Here is an 18,498-nt window from a genome sequence, read left to right as displayed (position 1 = left end):
CGGATCACATTTCGGTCAGCGGATCGGCGGAGCGTATTGCAGGCCGCCCTTGGTCCACAGCGCATTGATGCCGCGCGCGATCTTGAGCGGGCTGCCCGAGCCGACATTGCGATCGAACATTTCGCCGTAATTGCCGACGGCCTTGACGATATTGACGACCCAGTCATTGGAGACGCCGAGATCGGTGCCGATCTTGGTGTCGGCTTCCTGGCCGAGAACGCGCTTGATCTCCGGGCTGGCCGAGTTCTTCATTTCATCGACATTGGCCTTTGTGATGCCGAGTTCCTCGGCGTCAAGCAGCGCGAAATACGTCCACTTGACGATGTGGTACCACTGGTCGTCGCCTTGGCGCACCGCCGGTCCGAGCGGCTCCTTGGAGATGATCTCGGGCAGCACGACGTGATCGGCCGGCGAGCCCAGCGTCAGGCGGATACCGTAAAGGCCCGACTGGTCCGTGGTGTAGACATCGCAGCGGCCGGCGTCATAGGCGGCGTTGACCTCTTCGAGCTTCTCGAAGACGACCGGATTGTACTCCATCTTGTTCGCCTTGAAGTAGTCGGCGAGGTTCAGCTCTGTGGTGGTGCCGCTCTGCACGCACACGGCCGCGCCCGAGAGCTGGAGCGCCGAATTGACGCCAGGCAGCTTCTTGGCGTTGATCATGAAGCCCTGGCCGTCATAGTAGGTCGTGCCGATAAAATTCAGGCCAAGCGCCGTGTCGCGATTGATGGTCCAGGTGGTGTTGCGCGACAGGATGTCGACCTCGCCGGACTGCAGCGCGGTGAAGCGCTCCTTGGCGCTGAGCGGGGTGAACTTGACCTTGGTGCCGTCACCGAAGACGGCGGCCGCGACAGCGCGGCAGAAATCCGCGTCGATGCCCTGCCAGTCACCCTTGTCGTCGGGCGCCGAGAAACCGGCCAGACCCGTCGAGACACCGCATTGGATGAAGCCCTTCGCCTTGACGGTGTCGAGCGTCGTCGCCGACGCGGCCGACCCCATAAACCCGAGCGTAGCGGCGCCAAGGATGCCGATAGCAATATGTTTCATGACCCACAGACCCTTTTCTGTTTTCAGGCAAAACCTGATCTTTTTTCCCGTGTGAACGCAGCTCCCATTCCAGCCCATTCCCGGAATCCCGCATCGTAAGCGACGCGCCGCCTCCCATTCACGAACAGCATCGAAGGCGATAATTCCTGTGAGGTCAAGGGAAATGACCGAATCCGAACGTCTTTGAAAATCGATTGCCTGAAATGCCCGAATTGCAGACAAACGCAGCCGCAATTTAGTCACGGCGCTAATAAAGTCGGCAAAGCGCATTCATCGCAAATGCGGGTCAGCGGCGAAATCCATAACTGGCACGAGCTTGGCGTCCCTGATCTGGATACCGGATGAATTGGCAAGTCCGAAGACTGTCATCGGATCTGCGCCGTCAAAGTGCGCGAGACATCAACCACACGCCGGCGGCCACCATCAGCGCGCCCGAAATGCGCGAGATCAACGGCCCGCTCGTAGCCATCTTTTCCAGGAGAACGAGGATGGCGATACCGGCAATCCACAGGATGTTCATGACGCCGCCGACGAACAGCAGGGCCATCAGCGCCCAGCAGCAGCCCAGACAATAGAGGCCGTGGTCGACACCTAGCCGAATCGCGCCGACCGGCGCGGAACGGAACCCGCCATGGCTCATCAGGAACCCGATCGGCCCCTGACATTGGCGCAAGCAGACGCCCTTGATCGGCGTCCATTGATAGAGGCCGGCGGCGATCAGGACGAGGCCGCCGAGGATCGTGCTGTCGGTCGCCATCGAGGGGTCGAGCAGGGCCAGGCGGCCGAGCAGCCATTGCGCGACGGTCGCGGCGATGCTGAAGACGATCCAGACGGCGAGATAGCCGGTAAAAAACCATCCGGTCGAAGCGATGGGGCGGCCATCCGCCTGCGCCTTGCGGCCGATGCCGGCATAGAGCAGCAGCAGCGGCGCGACCGAAGGCGTCATCATGCCGACCATCATCACCGCCCACATGGTGAAGATGAAGGCGAAATCGGCGGGTGCCCAGGCCCGGAAACCGGGCGCCACGGCGGCGCCCATATCCATGCCACCCACGTCGATATTCGACATGTCCATTGCGGCCATATCGCCGCTCGCTCCAGCCGGCATCGGGGATGTGGGCATGGCCATGTCGATGGCGAGCCACAGCACATAGGCCCAGGCGAGCACCGCAATCACGACGAGCGCGGCCATCACGACCGTGCGGTCGCGCCGCAGCACCGCCTCTAAGGCCGTGTCGCCCATTGGATCAGCTCAATGGACGACGCCGCTCTGCGTGAGATGCAGATTGGCAAAATGACTGTGCGTATCGGCCACCTCGAACTTGATCGGGCCTGTCGCCTTGGTCCAGCCGCGCCCGATCTCGGCCATTGCGTATTCGGAGCCGTGCGGCAGGTCGATGCGTGCCCGATGCTCGGCGCCGGTGACCGGATTCTTGATCGGCTCGCCATGACCGTCGGCTACGCCCTCGACATGCAGGCGTCCGGTTCGCGCGTCGACGTCGACCTCGAAGTCGATCGGGGCAAAGATCGGGTCATGGAATTTCTCCAGCGTGGTCGAGAAGACCTCGAATATAGTCGCGCCTGGTTCGGTGTCCTGTCCGCCGAGTATGCGAAGCAGCGCTTCACGCTGGGCCTCGCTCGCCCTCTCGTCGACAACCACCGCTGCTTCGCCGCCGCCCTGATGGATGGCGCCGGGCCAGCGGAAAATCCCGACGAGCCGCAATCCATCAAGTTTGGTGGCTCCGTGATGCCCGCTCTCGATTTCGATGCCGGTAACCGCCTGACAGAAGCCGTGTGTGGGCATGGCGTTGAACTGGCATGGGCAGCCATAGGCGCAATTGCAGTTGACGAATTCGCGCGCCTTCATTGTCCATTTGACTTTGGCCATGGCATTCCTCCCCTTGCCGCGCTCTGTGAGCGCGATACCCGGACCGGGGGGATCAGGAGGTAACCGGCCAAAAACCGTCCGGCAGCATCTGATCGAGGCAATCCGGCGATTAATATTAGAAATCTATTATATATGTTTCATAGCAGCCTACAATAGGTTGACCGGGGCACGATCGGCTCCGCCGACAATCATTGCCGCCCCTTGGCCGGCCCGTTTCAGGGCCTCGCCACAATGCCGTTCAGCCGGAGAATTGGCATATTCGAAGTCTATCCTTGGCGAAGGCTGGGCGGTTGCGCGGTCCACGACGCCGCACTATGGCTAGCGCCTTGTCAAACAAGGCGAAGACGAAGAATGGCTAAGGACGGCAACGAGCAGGGTTCCGGCAAAATGGGCATCAACACGCGGTTGGCCCATTCGGGCAACAACCCTCACGACTATTTCGGCTTCGTCAATCCGCCTGTCGTGCACGCCTCGACCGTGCTGTTCCGCAACGCCGCCGCAATGGCTGGCCGCAGCCAGAAATACACCTACGGCACGCGCGGCACGCCGACGACGGACGCCCTTGCCCAGGCCATCGACGCCCTGGAGGGATCCGCCGGCACGATCGTGGTGCCGTCGGGCCTTGCGGCGGTGACCATTCCGCTGCTCGCCTTCGTATCGGCCGGCGATCACCTGCTGATTGTCGACAGCGTCTACCATCCGACCCGTAATTTCGCCGACACGATGCTGAAGCGGCTCGGCGTCGAGGTGGAGTACTATGATCCTCGTATCGGCGCTGGCATCGCCGCCTTGATCAAGCCCAACACCAAGGTGGTGTTCACGGAATTGCCGGCCTCCAATACGTTCGAGGTGCAGGACATCCCGGCGATCGCCAAGGCGGCGCACGCGGCCGGCGCTATCGTGATGATGGACAACACCTGGGCGACGCCGCTCTATTTCCGGCCGCTCGACCACGGCGTCGACATCTCTATCCACGCGGCGACGAAGTATCCGGCCGGCCATTCCGACGTGCTGCTGGGCACGGTCTCGGCCAATGAGAGCCACTGGGAGCAGCTCTACGAGAGCTTCTGCACGCTCGGCTGCTGCGCGGGACCCGACGATGTCTACCAGGTGTTGCGCGGTCTGCGCACCATGGGCGTGCGCCTTGAGCATCACCAGCGCAGCGCGCTGGCCATCGCGTCGTGGCTCGAAGGCCAGAAGGGCGTGGCGCGCGTGCTCCATCCTGCCCTTCCCAGCCACCGGGACCACGATCTGTGGAAGCGCGACTTTTGCGGTTCGAGCGGCATCTTTTCCATCGTGCTCGCCGGCGGCGGCCAGAAGGAGCAGCACGCTTTCCTCGACGCGCTCAGGATATTCGGCCTCGGCTATTCCTGGGGCGGCTATGAGAGCCTTGCGGTGCCGGTCTGGCTTGGCGACCGCGTCGTTGCAAAAGGCCCTTATGAAGGCCCGTTGATCCGCCTGCAGATCGGTCTCGAGGATGTAGACGACCTGAAAGCCGACATTTTGCGCGGTCTGGCCGCAGCGACGGCCTAACCGGCGCGCACGGACTGACTGCCGGGCAGAATCAGCAGACAGCCGCAAGGCCTTGGCGCTGATGACAAAGCGCGAGCCGCTCGCGGCATCCCATTGCTGCGCGTCGCGCAATACTATTCTCCCGGGCCGCTGCTTTCGGGATTTGTTTGACTTTCAAATCCGCGGGTTCTGCCGCATTGCGTGCTGCACTGGTACCCTCGTCCAATCCCATTTGGTCACAACCCTGCCATGGCCTTTCGTCTTTTTGTCCCCATCCTTGCCGGCGCGACGCTGCGAGAGCGGCTGCTGGCCTGTATCGGCGCCACGATCGGCATCGCGCTGACCGGCGTGATCAGCGGGCTGGCAATGGGCGGCGGCCCGCATGTGGCCCTGCTGGTGGCGCCGATGGGCGCCTCGGCCGTACTTCTCTTCGCCGTGCCCGCGAGCCCGTTGGCGCAGCCCTGGTCGATCATCGGCGGCAATTCCATATCGGCGCTGGTGGGCGTGACGGTGGCGCATTTCATCCATGATCCGGTCATGGCCTCGGGCCTCGCCGTGGCGCTCGCCATCGCGGCCATGTCGTTCACGCGCTGCCTGCATCCGCCGGGCGGCGCGGCGGCGCTGACGGCGGTGCTCGGCGGGCCGGCCGTAGTCAGCGCCGGCTTCCTGTTTCCGTTCGTGCCGGTGGCCCTGAATTCGATCATCCTAGTCACGCTCGGCCTGCTTTTCCACAGGCTGGCGCGGCGCGACTACCCGCATGTCGCCGCCCCCGCAGCCAACAGCCACGGGACGGCCGATCCGCCGGCGCAGCAGCGCGTCGGCTTCCAGCCCGAGGATATCGACGCGGCGCTGACCACGCTCGACGAAACCTTCGACATCGACCGCAACGACCTCGAACGGCTCCTGAGGCAAGTCGAGCTGCAGGCCATGGTGCGCTCACACCGGACGCTGCTTTGCCAGGACATCATGTCCCGCGACGTGGTTTCGGTGCCCGAGCAGGCCACCGCCGACGAGGCGCGCCAGCAACTGCTCGATCACAACATCCGCACCTTGCCGGTGGTCGGCGCGGATGCAAGGCTGGTTGGCGCCGTCGGCCTGCGGGAGCTGACGAAGGCGACCGATACGGTGAAGGGTGTGATGTCGAAGGCCGGCACGGCTTCGCCCGAGACACCGGCGATGAGCCTGCTTCCCTTATTGACCGACGGCCGCAGCCACGCCGTGGTCATCGTCGACGGTGAGCGGCGCATTCTCGGCCTGATCACCCAGACCGACCTTCTGGCGGCGGCAGCGCGCGTGCAGGCCGCAGACAAAGGACTGGCGGCGGCTTAAAATAGCGGAGCCAGCTTGCCGAAATTCGGGAACCTTTTTTCGGCGGGCGCGTCCAACGTGCAGTCAAGCGTCTGCTCGGGGAGATCCGGTCGCGATGAGCAAGCTCGCAATACCCGTCAAAATGCCCGGGGTGGCCGAGGCTCTTTCCGGCGACTTGATGCTTGTACAGCGAGCCCTGGCGCGCGACGCGGGCGCCTTCCGCACGATCATCAAGACATACAACCAGCGGCTCTACCGCATCGCGCGCGGAATACTGCGCAACGACGCCGAAGCCGAGGACGTCGTCCAGGAGGCCTATGTCCGCGCCTTCGCCAATCTGGCGACATTTCGCGGCGACTCTTCGCTCGCCACCTGGCTGTCGCGCATCGTCATCAACGAAGCGCTCGGCCGCCTGCGCAAGAGGCGCCGCACCGTGGCGATGCCCGAAAATCCGGAAGCGCAAATCATCCGCTTTCCCCTCAACCCCAGCGACGACCCGGAGCGGACGATGGCGCAGCGGCAGATTCTCGCACTTGTCGAACGGGCGACCGACAGCCTTCCCGACATCTACCGCATGGTCTTCGTGGCCCGCGTCATCGAGGGCCTGAGCATGGAGGAAACCGCCGATCTGCTCGGCGTGCGGCCGGAGACCGTCAAGACAAGGCTGCACCGGGCGCGTAGCCTGTTGCGCAAGGCGCTGGACGACGAGATCGGCCCGGTCCTGCTCGACGCCTTCCCCTTCGCCGGCCGCCGCTGCGAGCGGTTGACCAAGGCCGTGATGGGGCAGCTGGGCCTGGAATGATCCCGTCGCGATTTTGCGGGAACGTTTTTCCCGGCCGCGCATCCAATCGGCGTCAACTGGAAATGTAAGCCCGGCGCTTCCTCGCGGCCGGGCGAAGGAGGATGCCATGTTCACCCGATATACCGCCGCCCTTGCCGCCCTGCTTTTCGTCAGCGCTGCTCCGTTCGCGCAGGCCGCGGACAAGCCGACCGACCCGCAGATCGCCCATATCGCCTACACAGCCGGCGTCCTCGACATCGAGGCGGCCAAGCAGGCGATCAAGACATCGAAGAACAAGGAGGTCGTCGCCTTCGCCAAGGACATGGAGCGCGACCATGAGGCGGTGAACAAGCAGGCGCTCGATCTGGTCAAAAAGCTCAAGGTGAAGCCCGAGGACAACGCCACCAGCCAGGCGCTGACCAAGGCGGCGGAAGAAGAACGCGCCAAACTCGCCAAGCTGAAGGGCGCGGCTTTCGACAAGGCCTATATCGAGAATGAAGTCGCCTATCACAAGCAGGTCAATGGCGCGCTCGAAACGCTGCTCATCCCTTCGGCCAGCAATGCCGAATTGAAGAGCCTGCTCGAGACCGGCCTCAAGATCTTCCAGGGGCATGAGCAGCACGCCGAACATGTCGCCGGCATGCTGAAATGAAAGCGGGCGCCTTGATCCATCTGCCATGGGTGGCCGCTCTGACGCTTATGGCGGCGCCGGCGGCGGCCGCAACCATAGAGGTCACCATCGACAAGCTCGTCTTTTCGCCGGCGACCGTCGAGGCGAAGGTCGGCGACACGATCGAGTGGGTCAACATGGACGTGTTTGCCCATACGGCCACCGTCAAGGGCGGCTGGGAGGTGATGATCCCGCCGAAGAAATCGGCGAGCCTGACACTGAAGGCGGCGGGAGCGGTCGACTATTTCTGCCGCTTCCACCCCAACATGAAGGGTCATGTGAACGTGGCGCCGTGATGCCATCGGGGGCTGGCGGCGCAGAGCCGCCAGCTTCACGGCGTCGGTCCAATTTTTGCAGAAGCCGTCGCTGCTAATCGTGATGCGCCTTGACGCGGTGACGATGCGCGGCCTGCTTTGCCCGGTTGCCGCACTGCGCCATGCTGCACCAGCGGCGCCGATGGCCGCGGGTGTGGTCGACGAACAGCAGCGTGCAGGCCGGACCCTCGCAGGCTTTCACATGTGAGAAATCCTCGCTGCAGACGAACCGCGCCAGCGCTTCGCCGATCGGCAGCAGAAGCGCCTCGGGCGAGCGCCATTTGCGGGCCATCTGAAGCCGAAAAGGAATCTCGCTACCCGCAGGCATGTCCTTATCGGCTAGGACGACGATCCGGGTAAAGCTCTCGTCGCGCTCGAGCAGGCGGTTGAGCGGATCCAATTGCGCAAGATCCTGCGCGGCCAGCGGACGCCCCTTATGTTCGCGCACGAACCCGCGAAACCATTCCCTTAGGCGGCGTGCCTGGTCGGCGACCTTGTCGAGTTCGCCCGGGAGAGCTTGCTTGCGCATGTCTCCAAGCGCTTCGGACGGCGCCAGCCGCGCCTGTTCGACCCAATCCAGCAACCCCTCGCCATCCTTGATCCAGTCGACAGGGGTATCGAGCGGCGTCGCAATCGAATTGAGGAAATCCAGGCCGAGCGCGTCACCGACAAAGATCGCAGGGGTCATCGTAACTCCAATCGCGCATCGGTCCCGCCGAGCGCCCTGAACACAAATCAGTGATAACCCCTTCAAGGCCAATTGACAAGTTACGTTCATATCCCGTAACCGTTCTATATGTGTTTATCAGGTTACTCATCAACTCGACCTAAAAAGAGCCAGCGCGTGCCGGCGAGATGCGAACCTGAGCCCCATAAGGGGGCTTGCCCACCCTCAATTGCGATAACCTTCCCAATGCCGATTTTTCGGTTACAGCAATGGAGAGAACCATGACCGCCTACCGCAATGCCGATGTCGACGGCTTCAACATCTTCTATCGCGAAGCCGGCACACCAGGCGCACCGAAACTGTTGCTGCTGCATGGCTTCCCGAGCTCGAGCCACATGTTCCGCGACCTCATTCCGCTGCTTGCCGACCGCTTCCATATCGTAGCGCCCGACCTGCCGGGATTCGGCCGCTCCGACATGCCGGCGCGCAGAACATTTGCTTATACGTTCGACCACATTGCCGAAATCATCGACCGCTTCACCGAAGTGGTCGGCTTCGACCGTTATGCGCTCTACGTGTTCGACTATGGCGCGCCGACGGGCTTCCGGCTGGCGGTGAAGCACCCCGAGCGCATCGCCGCGATCATCTCGCAGAACGGCAACGCCTATGAGGAAGGCCTGAGCGATGGCTGGAACCCCATCCGCGCCTATTGGCACGACCCGTCGCCGGCCAACCGCGAGGCGTTGCGCCCTACCTTCAAGCCGGACGCGATCGCCTGGCAGTACACGCATGGCGCGCCGGCGGATCTGATCTCGCCCGACGGTCATTCGCTCGACAGCTTCTATTTCGGCCGGCCGGACGCCGAGGAAGTGCAGCTCGACCTGTTCGGCGACTACAAGAGCAATGTCGCCCTTTACCCCGCCTTCCAGGCCTATTTCCGCACCCACAAGCCACCGTTCCTGGCGGTGTGGGGCAAGAACGATCCATTCTTCCTGCCGCCCGGCGCCGAAGCGTTCAAGCGCGACATGCCGGACGCGGTGGTGCGTTTGCTCGACACCGGCCATTTCGCACTGGAAACGCATGCCAGCGAGATCGCCAAAGCGATCCTCGATTTCCTGCATTGACCTGAAAAGAGGAGACTTGCCATGTCGAATTCCGTCGCCATCGTCACCGGTGCCAGCCAGGGCATCGGCCAGGCCATCGCCATCCGGCTGGCGCGGGATTTCTCAGGCCTTGTGTTGGTCGCGCGCAGCCGCTCAAAGCTCGAAGAAACCGCCGAGGCCGTTAGGGTAGCGGGCGCGAAAACGCTGGTCATCGATGCCGATCTTGCCCGGCCCGAAGCCGCCAAGGCGGTGGTCGATCAGGCGCTCGCCGCCTTCGGCCGCATCGATGCGCTGCTCAACATCGCCGGTGCCGTGCCGCAGATTGACCTGTTCGACATGTGCGACGAGCAGTGGGATGCCGGCCTGGCGCTGAAACTGCACGGCGCCCGCCGGCTTACCGTCGCGGCGTGGCCGGCGCTGAAAGCCGCCAAGGGCGCCGTGGTGCTGATGTCGGGCAATTCGGCACTGTTTCCCAAGGCGCCCTATGCCGCCGTCGGCACGATCAATGCGGCCATCGTCGCGCTGGCCAAGGCCTTCTCCGACCGCGGCATCGCCGACGGCGTGCAGGTCAACAGTGTGTTGCCCGGTCCGGTGATGACCGGCCGCCGGCGCTCCTATCTCGAACACTGGGCGCAGCTGCACAAGGTGAGCGTCGAGGAGGCGACGGCCAACTTCCCGAGAGAAGCCGGCATTGCCCGCTACGGCGAGCCGGAAGAGATCGCCGAGCTGATGGCCTTCCCGGTGTCACCCGCCGCGCGCTGGATGACCGGCTCGACGCTGCGCATGGATGGCGGCGAAGTGAAATCGATCTGAGGAGGATGGCATGATTGCCTGGAACAGCGTGACCCGCGCCCATGTCATGCGGGCGATGGAAGAGTATGACCGGCTGGGGCCTGAGCGCTTCTTCGCCGAGCATGGCTTTGCCCCGACCACGACCTACGATCTGGTGGCAGACAACCGCCTCTATCCACCTAAGGCGATCCTCGGCACTGCCTACGAATTCGCCACCGGCAAGAGGCTGGCATCGGGTGACTTCGAGGGCGGCAAGAGCGGCGCGGTGAAAGTGCTGGGGCAGTTGGGGTTCATCGTCAGGGCGAAGTGACGGCCGTCAGGCAGCGACGCTGCACCTCGACATGACGCCTCATCTCGACGCTTTGCACTGCCCCGCAACCTGGTCGAGCCGCAGCGAGGCGCGCCTTGCCTCGTCCGGCCTTGTGATATGCGTCCAGGAGCCGTCGTAGCTGGGCCCGCGCCGCTCGATCCAGGCGGCAAGGCCTTCCCTGAGATCGGCGGTCGGGGCCATGCGGGCGAATTGCTCGGCCTCGACCAACAGCCCTTCGGCGATGCTGAGGTTGATGCCGCGGGCCACCGCAGTGAGAATGCCGGCGAGCGCCGCCGGCGAATGCGTGACGATGCGGCGGGCAAGATCGTGCGCTGCCGGCATCAGCTCGGCATGCGGCACAATCTTGTTGACGAGGCCGAGTTCGGCCGCTCGTTCAGCCGAAAAGGTTGCGCCCGTCAAAAGCAGTTCCAGAGCGCGCTTGCGCCCGGCGAGCCGCGGCAGGCGCTGCGTGCCGCCGAAGGTCGGCGGCATTGCGAGGTTGATCTCCGGCTTGGCGAACAGGGCGCGGTCGCTGGCGATGGCCAGCGGCACGGCCTCGGTGATCTCGCAGCCTCCGCCGAAGGCAATCCCGTTGACAGCGGCGATGATGGGTTTGCGGAAGGCTTCGAGCCTTGCCGTCAGTCGCTGGCCGCGCAGGACGAAGTCGCGCAACGCCACATCCGTGCCTGCGGCGACACTCGATGAGAATTCGTTGATGTCGCCGCCGGCGGAGAAGGCACGTTCCCCTGCCCCGGTCAGGATGACAGCGCGGACCGCATTGTCGGTCTCTATCGTGTCGAGAACCGCGAGCAGGCGATCGATCAGAGCATAATTCAGCGCGTTGAGCTTTTCCGGGCGGTTGAGGGTGAGAACGCTCACCCCGTCGCGGGTCTCGTTCAGGATAAGATCGGCCATTGTTCTTCCTTTCCAGATACCACGGAAAGGGATCATGCTTTCGATTGCGTGTATATTCACTAGTCGGTATACACGCCTGATGTCTGAAGCCATCATCCCGACCCGCAAACGCATCGTCGATGCCGCCACAAAACTGTTCTATGCCGAAGGAATCGGTCGCGTCAGCGTCGACGCCGTCGCCGAAAAGGCAGGCCTCACCAAGCGGACGCTCTACTACCACTTCAAGAGCAAGGACGACCTGATCGCCGCCTATCTCGACGGGCGCGACCAGCCCAATCTGCGGCAGATGGCCGGCTGGTTCGATGTCGCGGAAGGCGGCGCGGACCGCAAGGTCGAGGCGATCTTCAGCAATCTGGCGCGGGTTGCGCGCCACCCGAAATGGAAGGGATGCGGCTTTCTGCGCACGGCCGCGGAACTCGCTTCGATGCCCGGCCATCCGGCGGTCAAGGTGGGGTCGCGCCACAAGTCGAATTTCGAGGCATGGCTGGCCGGCGCATTGTCCGACCACGGCGTCGAGGAGCCGCAGGCCGTGGCACGCGAGATCGTGCTTTTGATAGACGGCTCGTTCTCGATCATGCTGGTCCACCGCAATCCCGATTACATCGCGGCAGCCGGCCACGCCGCGGCGACGCTTGTTCGGGCGAGATCGCAGAACAAGGACTGACCAACCGTGGCTTGGAACGCAGCCGGCAAGCATGGTATCGCAATGCCAGGGAGGCGGTAATGCGTATCATCTTTCGATGTGATCCAATGTTGATCGAGCATTTGCCGCGCCCGATCCCGGCGCGCGGCGCTCTGCCGGAATGGCTGCGCGCCATGCCCGCCACCGCCTATTCGGCGATCCACGGCCGCGAAATTCGCACGCTCAAGCAATGCCCACCCGTTGTCGATGCGATGACCTATGGCTTCATGGTCCTGCTGCCGTGCGACGTCGTCGTCGACAAGGGCACCTTTTCGTGGGACTGGCAAATTCCAGAACCGGTCACGCAGAACCACCCAAGAGCGCCATTGAGCTTCCACACGCCGGGGCAGCTCGCTGGCAGCCCGTTTGCTACGCCCGGCCAAGCCGCCCTCAAATTCAACAGCTTCTGGACCATCGATGTCGAGGACGGCTGGTCGCTGTTCGCGACGCATCCAGTCAATCGCGAGGATCTTCCTTTCAGGCTGGTGACCGGCTTGGTGGATTCCGACCGGTTCAGCGATGGCGGTATCAATTTCCCGGCGGTCTGGACGGAACCTGGGTTCTCCGGTGTGCTCGCGAAAGGAACCCCGGTCGCACAGTGCTTTGCGGTTCCGCGGGCGGCGCCGCAGCTGGAATACGAGGTGTTCGACGAAGAACGGCAGGCGTCTTATGCGCGCACGGTCGCTAGTGTCCTGTCAACGCCTGGTGTCTACCGTAAGCGGTTCCGCGCCCGGCGGGGGCGCTCCACTGGCGAGTGAGCGACGCAGTGCTTCCTCATCAAGCCACAGCCGACCACTCGGTGCCGATGTAAGCGCCATGGCGATGACGCCGAACGTGGATGGGCGCAGACGATAGGCCGTTGAATACGCCAGCATCGCCCCATCGAGATCGCCAGTTTCCTGCAAGACGACGCCCAGATTGAAGGCAGCCTCCGGGGTATCGGGGCTCATTTCCAGCACGCGTCGATAGGCCTGGGCGGCGGCGCCGAACTTGCGCATATCCTGACGCACCAAGCCGAGATCAAACCAGGCAGAAGGATGCCCGCCGCCGGCGACGGCGCGTTCGAGGAAGCCCTCTGCCTCGACAGACGCACCGCGTTGCCAGGCAAGGCGTCCGAGGCGCGCCGTAGCCTCCTCGGATTTCGGATCCCGTTGCAAGACAAGTGTCCACCATTCGCCCGCGGCCAAAGCATTGCCTGCCTGATCGAGGGTGCGTGCCCGCTCGATCAGTATTTCCGCCTGTGATGACAGCTTTGCCGCGCGATCCAGCTGTTGCAACGCTGCTTCGAACCGGCCGGCGGCCCGGGCAATCCTGCATGCGAGAATCAAGGCGGGCACATTATCCGCATGAGCAGCCAGACTCGTCTCGATGCGCGTGCGAGCCCCCGACAAATCCGCCCTGGCGAACAGGACCGCCGCCAGAAGATGGCAAAGCGCCGGATCGTTCGGGTGTTGCTTCAGGCCTAACTCGCACAGCCGCATTGCCTGGCCGTGATTGCCGGAATTGAAAGCGGCCACCGCACGTCGGATCAGATCGCCGCTTTCGGCTTGATTCGTATTCGTCACCGCTTTGCCACTCCCGCTAGAACCCCAGCGCCAGCCATGCCGTGCCGGCGACGAGCGTGACCAGCGTCAGCGGCAGGCCGACCTTGAAGAAGGCACCGAAGGACAAGGGGGTGCCGGCAGCCTTGGACTGCTCGGCGACGATCAGGTTGGCGACCGAGCCGAGCAGCGTGAAATTGCCGGCGAGCGTTGAACTCATCGCCACCACCAGCCATGCCCGCTCGGGGTTTTCCAGCCCAGGTATGAACGGTCGCAGCGCCAGCACCGCCGGAACATTGCTCATGATGTTGGAGAGCACCGCGGTGAAGCCTGACAGGCGCCAGACATCGTCGAGGCCGAGATTCTTGGCCGAGGCGATGAGATCCGGCGTCAGCAACGTCCTTTCGGCGCCGGCGACCACCACGAACAGACCGGCGAACATGAACAGCAGCGGGCCATCGATCTCACGGTAGATGCGGTCGGGCTTGATGGCGCGGGTGAGCAGGAGAATGGCGCCGCCGATCAATGCCGCCTTGGCAACGGGGACGCCGGCGAAGAAGGCGATGGCCAGCCCGATGCAGACGATCACGGCCTTCAGCACCTGCCCGCGATGCATGCGGCCGCGCGAGATATGCGGCGCCAATTCGGCGGTGCGGGTGAATTCGGCGCGATAGACAATGCGCACGATGACGATGACCGCGATGAGGCCGAACAGGGCGACCGGCGCCAGCGCCGCCGAAAAAGCGGGATAGGAAATGCCCGACAGCGCGCCGATAACCATGTTCTGCGGATTGCCGGTGATGGTGGCGACGCTGCCGCAGTTCGACGCGGTGGCGGTGGCGATCAGATAGGGGATCGGGTTGCGATTGATGACGCGAGTGACGTGCACGACGATCGGCGCCATGACCAGGCAGATGGCGTCGTTGACCAGGAAGGCCGACAGCACGCCGGTCAGCAGCGTCACCATCACCAGGAGCATGAAGGGCGCGTGCGCGTGTTCGATGGCGATGGCGCCCAGGCCACGAAAGGCGCCGGAAACCTTCAGATGCGCCACCACGATCATCATGCCGAGCAGAAGCGTGATCGTGTCGAAATTGATGGCGCGGTAGGCGTCCTCCATGCTGATCGCGCCAATGGCGATCATCGCGGCGCCGCCAAGCAGCGCGATGCCCGCCCGGTCGAGACGCAGGCCGGGGATGCGGCCGATGGCGACGCCGGCATAGGTCAGGACCAGGATCAGCAGTGCCGCCGCGCCCATCAATGTCATTGGTAAGAAGCCCCGCTCGATCTGGTGGCGCCGATGCGGTCCGCCCGGTGATTCTTTTGCATGCCAACTTTGGCGATGTCGAGATTGATGACAAACGGAGTGGCAAGCTGTCGCCGCGGGCGGTACCGCTAACGCCGATAGAAATCCAGCCGCTGTTGCAACGCCTGCGGCGAAAACAGTCGCTGGACGGTCTGCCGCGCCTTGTGGCCCACGTCAGTCCGCAGCGCCGGATCGGCCTTGAGCTCGGCCAGGATTTGCGCCGCCTGCTGCGTCGTCTCGAAGAGAAAACCGTTTTCACCATGGTTGATATGGTCGGCATAGCCGCCATGCGAATGGCATACCACGGGTAAACCGCAGGCCATCGCCTCGAACACCACGCGGCCGAATGTCTCCACATGCGAGCCGGTGCGATAGTAGAAGACGTCGAGCGTCGGCAAAAACTGCTCGGCGGCAAACTGGCCCTGCGGCAGGAGTTCGAGTTGCGGATGCGGCGCGAGCCTGCCCTTGAGCGGCATGCCGCCCTGGATCCGCAACGCAACGCCGTCGGCCAGCAATGCCTCGTAGAGCACCACATCGTCGGCATGATGCTTGTCGTCCGTGTCGCGGCTTAGCCGTCCCACCGTGAACGGACCGTCCGGTCTTGCCGGTCGTGGTGAAAAACGCTCGATATCGATCGGCGACGGATGCACGACGCCTTCGACCTGCAGCATGCGCTTCTGGAATTCCGAGATCAGCACCAATTCGGCGCCGGGCCAGCCCAGCAGGCGCGGCATGCCGGTCGTCAGCCCGATGATCTTCGGGTGAAAGGTGTTGAAGACATAGATCAGCCGGCGTGGCCGTCGGATCAGGTAAGGCCACACCTTGTTACGCCAATGCGCACCGAGGAAGACATAGGTGCCGCCGTCCGGCACCTCGCGCCTTGCCGGCGAGACGCGACGAATCGGAAATTGCCGCATCAGTTCACCGGACACGCGCGAAGAGGTTGCCCAAAGACGCACCTGCTGGTCGGCGCTCAACAGCCGATATAGGTCCAGGGTTTCGCGCTCGCTGCCGCCAAACGGGTTCTGAAAGCCGTTGAACAAGTGGATCATGATCGCCGCGCTTGCCTGGCCCGGGCCGTCCCGTCACTCGTTGCCGGCACCGAAACAGGTCGTGACCTGCGCCGGCGGCCCGGAAGACCGAGGAGATCAAGAAAGCAGAAATGTCTCTGGCGATGCCCAATACATCACCTTAGCCGGAGGAAGCACACCGGCAAGACGGCGTCAAGGAAGCGGCGACCCCAGCCTTCACGCGCAGCAAGGCTGCGGTCAATGCACCGTGGCGACGCTGGACTGAGAAACCAGGGTGGCTTCCGCCGGGTCGAAACTCACCTGATCGCGGCCATTCGACTTGGCGGCATAGAGCCGTCTGTCAGCGGCGGAAAATATGGCCTCGTAAGTCGTCGGCCCGCTGAAGCTGGTGCCGCCGATGCTGACGGAAAGCGGACAGGCGCGGCCGCCGGGCGAAAAGTCCATTTCACGAATCCGCCGGCGGATGCCTTCGGCAACCAGCCAGGATTGCGAGGGGTCGACACCGGGAAGAAACACGCCAAACTCCTCGCCGCCGATGCGGCCGACGATATCGCTGCCGCGCAACTGTCCCTTGATCGCCTGCGCGATCAACTTGAGCGCCTGGTCGCCACAGTCATGACCGAGGCGGTCGTTGATAGACTTGAAGTGGTCGGCGTCGATGATCAGCAGCGCGCCGGAACGGGTCTGTTCCTGCTTGCGGGTCTCCTCGAGATAGGCCTCGACCAGCATCGAGAAGGCGCCGCGATTCAGCACCGCCGTCAGGCTATCGGTGGCGGCGATGACGCTGAGGTCGCGCTGAGCTATCGCCAGCTGGCGGATCTTCCACATGAGAAAAAACAGAAACGACCCGCCCAGTACCAGGGGCAGCATAAGGTCCGTCATTTGGGCGCGCCAGACGGCCTCGGGCGAGAGATAGGGGAAATTGAAAGAATCGACGAAAAACGCCACGGCGATGAAGAATGCCGTGCCGGCGGCGGTGACAGCGATCACCCTGCCCCAGCTGGTCGGCGACAGGTCGAGCTTCATCCCATTCTACTCCGTTAGCCGTCGCTACTATGACGCACCAACGCAAACAAATTGATAAGACTTTCCCTTCAATTCGAGATCAGGGAGCCGGAGCATGCTCGCCCAATGAACAGCCGTGCTCCGGCGGTGAACGCAAGCCCGCTGACTAAATTTCGCGCGATGCGGGGAATTTATAACGTCAACGATTCGGCGCCGGTCCACTTGCTTCGACAACGAAGGATGCCGCGATCAGGTCGTCGGCATCCAGCTGTAGCGACCCGTCGCCCGGCCCCATGATGGCAGCGACCTTATGGAAGGTCTTCATCTCATGCTCGGAAATTTCGGCATCCTGCATTCTGGCTCTGAGTTGAGCGATACGCCGTCCCAAGGCAGGGGACGTTCCAATTTCACGTTTCGACATGGCCTTGTTTTCTCCTCCCCCAACCCGCGCTTGTTTTGCCCCGCCCGTTCGCCGGCCCACACATTGCGTTTTATGAGGCCCCGCGAATACAAGGCCCCGAACGCCTGATAATGGGCTAAGGTTCCAGCCTCGGCGGATCACGAAATAATTCCGGGTCGCCCCACGCAGCTTTGCTCTATTGTCCGGCCGTCAGCACCATGGTCACGGTGGAGCTGCGCGCCTCAACCCGCTCCAGACAACGACCCGGAATGTTCGGCCACCTCGCGGCGGCGCATTCCTTGTCGGTGACGGCAACGGGTTCGCTGCGCTGTACGTCGGCGGCTTGGGTCGCCGTCGATGCGAAAAGAACAGTCTGCGTTATCAGAGCCGAGAAAACGGCAACCTGGAACAGCACGGCGGCGAAGGCGATCTTCTTGAGCATGCGACGAAACGCGCTTGCAAGCGTCAGGTTCCCGCCGGTCATTTCTTACGGCGAGCCTGCACCGTGCCGGCGCGGCAGAAAGCGAACCGACATACCTTTGACAGGAAGGAAATAACCTCGCAAAATCATCGATTTATTGGCGATCCCGACAGGATTCGAACCTGTGACCATCGGCTTAGAAGGCCGGTGCTCTATCCAGCTGAGCTACGGGACCGCTGGCCGGCCGAAGGGGCCGGCTGGATATCTGGCGCTGGCGCCGTTCAATGCGTCCAGGGCGTCCTGCGGTCATAGCGGAAATTCTCCGCATAGGAAATCTGGCGGCGCTTGGTCTCTTTCGGCTCCTCGACACGGAAGGCAAGACCTTCCTTTTCGGCGTAGGCCACGGCCTCTTCGCGGGTGTCGAAGGTCAGCCTGATCTGGCTTCTCATGTCTCCCGACGTCGTATAGCCCATCAGGGGATCGATCTTCTTGCGCATCTCGGGGTCGAACTCCAGCACCCAGTGGCCGGTCTTGGCCTTGCCGGACTGCATCGCGGTTTTGGCTGGGCTGAAAATGCGCGCGGACATGGCCACCTCATGGTTGTGCAAGGCAGCATCGCCGCCCCTTCGCCCGTCATTACTGCGCAATGCGCATGGCGGCAAGGTTTTTGCACTTGCCATGTAACACCGAAATGAATAGGCAACAGACCGTTCGGAGTGTAGCGCAGGCTGGTAGCGCATCTGGTTTGGGACCAGAGGGTCGGGAGTTCGAATCTCTCCACTCCGACCATCTTCTTCGTATCCGCCGC

The 18,498-nt window shown here is 63.3% G+C and carries 22 protein-coding genes and 2 tRNA genes; 11 read left to right on the top strand and 13 right to left on the bottom strand.

The window, feature by feature from the left end; genetic code table 11:
* Positions 1 to 15: 15 nt before the first annotated feature.
* The 3 genes from ACLGL5_RS19840 to ACLGL5_RS19830 form a co-directional block, all read right to left on the bottom strand.
* Entirely contained in the window at positions 16 to 1,044 is a 1,029-nt protein-coding gene (locus ACLGL5_RS19840) for an amino acid ABC transporter substrate-binding protein (RefSeq protein WP_019857395.1), read from the bottom strand.
* A gap of 382 nt (positions 1,045 to 1,426) precedes the next feature.
* Positions 1,427 to 2,287 carry a DUF2182 domain-containing protein gene (locus ACLGL5_RS19835; RefSeq protein WP_069091849.1) on the bottom strand — a complete coding sequence of 287 codons (861 nt, stop codon included), beginning with the start codon at positions 2,285 to 2,287 and terminating at the stop codon, positions 1,427 to 1,429.
* 9 nt (positions 2,288 to 2,296) lie between these two features.
* Positions 2,297 to 2,932 carry a DUF1326 domain-containing protein gene (locus ACLGL5_RS19830; protein ID WP_019857393.1) on the bottom strand — a complete coding sequence of 212 codons (636 nt, stop codon included), beginning with the start codon at positions 2,930 to 2,932 and terminating at the stop codon, positions 2,297 to 2,299.
* Between the two features lie 351 nt (positions 2,933 to 3,283).
* On the opposite strand from ACLGL5_RS19830, the gene ACLGL5_RS19825 reads away from it, so the two are divergent.
* The 5 genes from ACLGL5_RS19825 (at position 3,284) to ACLGL5_RS19805 (ending at position 7,499) form a co-directional block, all read left to right on the top strand.
* The gene (locus tag ACLGL5_RS19825; RefSeq protein ID WP_494372746.1) at positions 3,284 to 4,465 is read left to right on the top strand and encodes a cystathionine beta-lyase; all 1,182 of its coding nucleotides are present in this window, start codon (positions 3,284 to 3,286) and stop codon (positions 4,463 to 4,465) included.
* A gap of 228 nt (positions 4,466 to 4,693) precedes the next feature.
* Positions 4,694 to 5,773: an HPP family protein gene (locus ACLGL5_RS19820; RefSeq protein WP_069091847.1), complete on the top strand. Its 1,080-nt coding sequence runs from the start codon at positions 4,694 to 4,696 to the stop codon at positions 5,771 to 5,773.
* A 94-nt stretch (positions 5,774 to 5,867) separates the two neighbouring features.
* Entirely contained in the window at positions 5,868 to 6,554 is a 687-nt protein-coding gene (locus ACLGL5_RS19815) for an RNA polymerase sigma factor (RefSeq protein ID WP_171903278.1), read from the top strand.
* Positions 6,555 to 6,660: 106 nt separating this feature from the next.
* Positions 6,661 to 7,185, top strand: a complete 525-nt coding sequence (locus ACLGL5_RS19810; protein ID WP_069091846.1) for a DUF4142 domain-containing protein — start codon at positions 6,661 to 6,663, stop codon at positions 7,183 to 7,185.
* Positions 7,182 to 7,499 carry a cupredoxin domain-containing protein gene (locus ACLGL5_RS19805; RefSeq protein ID WP_038645980.1) on the top strand — a complete coding sequence of 106 codons (318 nt, stop codon included), beginning with the start codon at positions 7,182 to 7,184 and terminating at the stop codon, positions 7,497 to 7,499. Before ACLGL5_RS19810 ends, ACLGL5_RS19805 begins: the two co-directional genes overlap by 4 nt.
* Positions 7,500 to 7,572: 73 nt before the next feature.
* Here the strand turns inward: ACLGL5_RS19805 and ACLGL5_RS19800 are convergent, their stop codons facing one another.
* Positions 7,573 to 8,205 (bottom strand): CGNR zinc finger domain-containing protein, encoded by a 633-nt coding sequence (locus ACLGL5_RS19800; RefSeq protein ID WP_038645978.1) that lies wholly within the window; start codon positions 8,203 to 8,205, stop codon positions 7,573 to 7,575.
* A 260-nt stretch (positions 8,206 to 8,465) separates the two neighbouring features.
* Here ACLGL5_RS19800 and ACLGL5_RS19795 point away from each other — a divergent pair, with 260 nt between their 5' ends.
* The 3 genes from ACLGL5_RS19795 to ACLGL5_RS19785 are packed head-to-tail and all read left to right on the top strand — an operon-like array spanning position 8,466 to position 10,389.
* Positions 8,466 to 9,308: an alpha/beta fold hydrolase gene (locus ACLGL5_RS19795; protein WP_019857386.1), complete on the top strand. Its 843-nt coding sequence runs from the start codon at positions 8,466 to 8,468 to the stop codon at positions 9,306 to 9,308.
* Positions 9,309 to 9,329: 21 nt separating this feature from the next.
* Entirely contained in the window at positions 9,330 to 10,100 is a 771-nt protein-coding gene (locus ACLGL5_RS19790; RefSeq protein WP_069091845.1) for an SDR family oxidoreductase, read from the top strand.
* Positions 10,101 to 10,110: 10 nt separating this feature from the next.
* Positions 10,111 to 10,389 (top strand): ScoMcrA-related endonuclease, encoded by a 279-nt coding sequence (locus ACLGL5_RS19785; protein WP_069091844.1) that lies wholly within the window; start codon positions 10,111 to 10,113, stop codon positions 10,387 to 10,389.
* Positions 10,390 to 10,428: 39 nt separating this feature from the next.
* On the opposite strand, the gene ACLGL5_RS19780 is transcribed toward ACLGL5_RS19785, so the two are convergent.
* Complete coding sequence (locus tag ACLGL5_RS19780) at positions 10,429 to 11,304, bottom strand: crotonase/enoyl-CoA hydratase family protein (protein ID WP_069091843.1); 876 nt, start codon at positions 11,302 to 11,304, stop codon at positions 10,429 to 10,431.
* Positions 11,305 to 11,383: 79 nt separating this feature from the next.
* On the opposite strand from ACLGL5_RS19780, the gene ACLGL5_RS19775 reads away from it, so the two are divergent.
* Both ACLGL5_RS19775 and ACLGL5_RS19770 read left to right on the top strand, forming a co-directional pair.
* Positions 11,384 to 11,968, top strand: coding sequence for a TetR/AcrR family transcriptional regulator (locus ACLGL5_RS19775; RefSeq protein ID WP_019857382.1), 585 nt, complete (start codon positions 11,384 to 11,386; stop codon positions 11,966 to 11,968).
* Positions 11,969 to 12,027: 59 nt separating this feature from the next.
* Positions 12,028 to 12,744 carry a hypothetical protein gene (locus ACLGL5_RS19770; protein ID WP_069091842.1) on the top strand — a complete coding sequence of 239 codons (717 nt, stop codon included), beginning with the start codon at positions 12,028 to 12,030 and terminating at the stop codon, positions 12,742 to 12,744.
* On the opposite strand, the gene ACLGL5_RS19765 is transcribed toward ACLGL5_RS19770, so the two are convergent.
* The 8 genes from ACLGL5_RS19765 to ACLGL5_RS19730 form a co-directional block, all read right to left on the bottom strand.
* Positions 12,682 to 13,551, bottom strand: coding sequence for a tetratricopeptide repeat protein (locus ACLGL5_RS19765; protein WP_069091841.1), 870 nt, complete (start codon positions 13,549 to 13,551; stop codon positions 12,682 to 12,684). The two genes, ACLGL5_RS19770 and ACLGL5_RS19765, sit on opposite strands and share 63 nt — an antisense overlap.
* A 16-nt stretch (positions 13,552 to 13,567) precedes the next feature.
* A complete protein-coding gene (locus ACLGL5_RS19760) occupies positions 13,568 to 14,794 on the bottom strand; it encodes an anion transporter (RefSeq protein WP_020628826.1) in 1,227 nt (408 codons plus the stop codon).
* Positions 14,795 to 14,922: 128 nt separating this feature from the next.
* Entirely contained in the window at positions 14,923 to 15,885 is a 963-nt protein-coding gene (locus ACLGL5_RS19755; RefSeq protein WP_069091840.1) for a glycosyltransferase family 4 protein, read from the bottom strand.
* 216 nt (positions 15,886 to 16,101) lie between these two features.
* Positions 16,102 to 16,890: a GGDEF domain-containing protein gene (locus ACLGL5_RS19750; protein ID WP_019857376.1), complete on the bottom strand. Its 789-nt coding sequence runs from the start codon at positions 16,888 to 16,890 to the stop codon at positions 16,102 to 16,104.
* Between the two features lie 178 nt (positions 16,891 to 17,068).
* Positions 17,069 to 17,290 carry a hypothetical protein gene (locus ACLGL5_RS19745; RefSeq protein ID WP_027046691.1) on the bottom strand — a complete coding sequence of 74 codons (222 nt, stop codon included), beginning with the start codon at positions 17,288 to 17,290 and terminating at the stop codon, positions 17,069 to 17,071.
* A 175-nt stretch (positions 17,291 to 17,465) separates the two neighbouring features.
* Complete coding sequence (locus ACLGL5_RS19740) at positions 17,466 to 17,753, bottom strand: hypothetical protein (RefSeq protein ID WP_038645963.1); 288 nt, start codon at positions 17,751 to 17,753, stop codon at positions 17,466 to 17,468.
* Positions 17,754 to 17,848: 95 nt separating this feature from the next.
* Positions 17,849 to 17,925: transfer RNA gene (locus ACLGL5_RS19735), tRNA-Arg, on the bottom strand.
* Positions 17,926 to 17,971: 46 nt separating this feature from the next.
* Positions 17,972 to 18,277, bottom strand: coding sequence for an ETC complex I subunit (locus ACLGL5_RS19730; protein WP_015318428.1), 306 nt, complete (start codon positions 18,275 to 18,277; stop codon positions 17,972 to 17,974).
* Positions 18,278 to 18,402: 125 nt separating this feature from the next.
* Here ACLGL5_RS19730 and ACLGL5_RS19725 point away from each other — a divergent pair.
* A tRNA-Pro gene (locus ACLGL5_RS19725) sits at positions 18,403 to 18,479 on the top strand.
* Positions 18,480 to 18,498: the final 19 nt, after the last annotated feature.

The sequence above is a fragment of the Mesorhizobium sp. U510 genome (assembly GCF_059180695.1).
Note: the sequence above shows the minus strand (reverse complement) of the source record. Positions and strands in the feature narration are given on the sequence as shown.

Coding starts and splice junctions, on each gene's coding strand:
- ACLGL5_RS19760 (WP_020628826.1), bottom strand. CDS start 14,794: ATGACATTGATGGGCGCGGCGGCACTGCTGATCCTGGTCCTGACCTAT.
- ACLGL5_RS19775 (WP_019857382.1), top strand. CDS start 11,384: ATGTCTGAAGCCATCATCCCGACCCGCAAACGCATCGTCGATGCCGCC.
- ACLGL5_RS19745 (WP_027046691.1), bottom strand. CDS start 17,290: ATGTCGAAACGTGAAATTGGAACGTCCCCTGCCTTGGGACGGCGTATC.
- ACLGL5_RS19825 (WP_494372746.1), top strand. CDS start 3,284: ATGGCTAAGGACGGCAACGAGCAGGGTTCCGGCAAAATGGGCATCAAC.
- ACLGL5_RS19795 (WP_019857386.1), top strand. CDS start 8,466: ATGACCGCCTACCGCAATGCCGATGTCGACGGCTTCAACATCTTCTAT.
- ACLGL5_RS19830 (WP_019857393.1), bottom strand. CDS start 2,932: ATGGCCAAAGTCAAATGGACAATGAAGGCGCGCGAATTCGTCAACTGC.
- ACLGL5_RS19840 (WP_019857395.1), bottom strand. CDS start 1,044: ATGAAACATATTGCTATCGGCATCCTTGGCGCCGCTACGCTCGGGTTT.
- ACLGL5_RS19780 (WP_069091843.1), bottom strand. CDS start 11,304: ATGGCCGATCTTATCCTGAACGAGACCCGCGACGGGGTGAGCGTTCTC.
- ACLGL5_RS19755 (WP_069091840.1), bottom strand. CDS start 15,885: ATGATCCACTTGTTCAACGGCTTTCAGAACCCGTTTGGCGGCAGCGAG.
- ACLGL5_RS19815 (WP_171903278.1), top strand. CDS start 5,868: ATGAGCAAGCTCGCAATACCCGTCAAAATGCCCGGGGTGGCCGAGGCT.
- ACLGL5_RS19730 (WP_015318428.1), bottom strand. CDS start 18,277: ATGTCCGCGCGCATTTTCAGCCCAGCCAAAACCGCGATGCAGTCCGGC.
- ACLGL5_RS19810 (WP_069091846.1), top strand. CDS start 6,661: ATGTTCACCCGATATACCGCCGCCCTTGCCGCCCTGCTTTTCGTCAGC.
- ACLGL5_RS19835 (WP_069091849.1), bottom strand. CDS start 2,287: ATGGGCGACACGGCCTTAGAGGCGGTGCTGCGGCGCGACCGCACGGTC.
- ACLGL5_RS19750 (WP_019857376.1), bottom strand. CDS start 16,890: ATGAAGCTCGACCTGTCGCCGACCAGCTGGGGCAGGGTGATCGCTGTC.
- ACLGL5_RS19740 (WP_038645963.1), bottom strand. CDS start 17,753: ATGACCGGCGGGAACCTGACGCTTGCAAGCGCGTTTCGTCGCATGCTC.
- ACLGL5_RS19770 (WP_069091842.1), top strand. CDS start 12,028: ATGCGTATCATCTTTCGATGTGATCCAATGTTGATCGAGCATTTGCCG.
- ACLGL5_RS19790 (WP_069091845.1), top strand. CDS start 9,330: ATGTCGAATTCCGTCGCCATCGTCACCGGTGCCAGCCAGGGCATCGGC.
- ACLGL5_RS19820 (WP_069091847.1), top strand. CDS start 4,694: ATGGCCTTTCGTCTTTTTGTCCCCATCCTTGCCGGCGCGACGCTGCGA.
- ACLGL5_RS19800 (WP_038645978.1), bottom strand. CDS start 8,205: ATGACCCCTGCGATCTTTGTCGGTGACGCGCTCGGCCTGGATTTCCTC.
- ACLGL5_RS19805 (WP_038645980.1), top strand. CDS start 7,182: ATGAAAGCGGGCGCCTTGATCCATCTGCCATGGGTGGCCGCTCTGACG.
- ACLGL5_RS19785 (WP_069091844.1), top strand. CDS start 10,111: ATGATTGCCTGGAACAGCGTGACCCGCGCCCATGTCATGCGGGCGATG.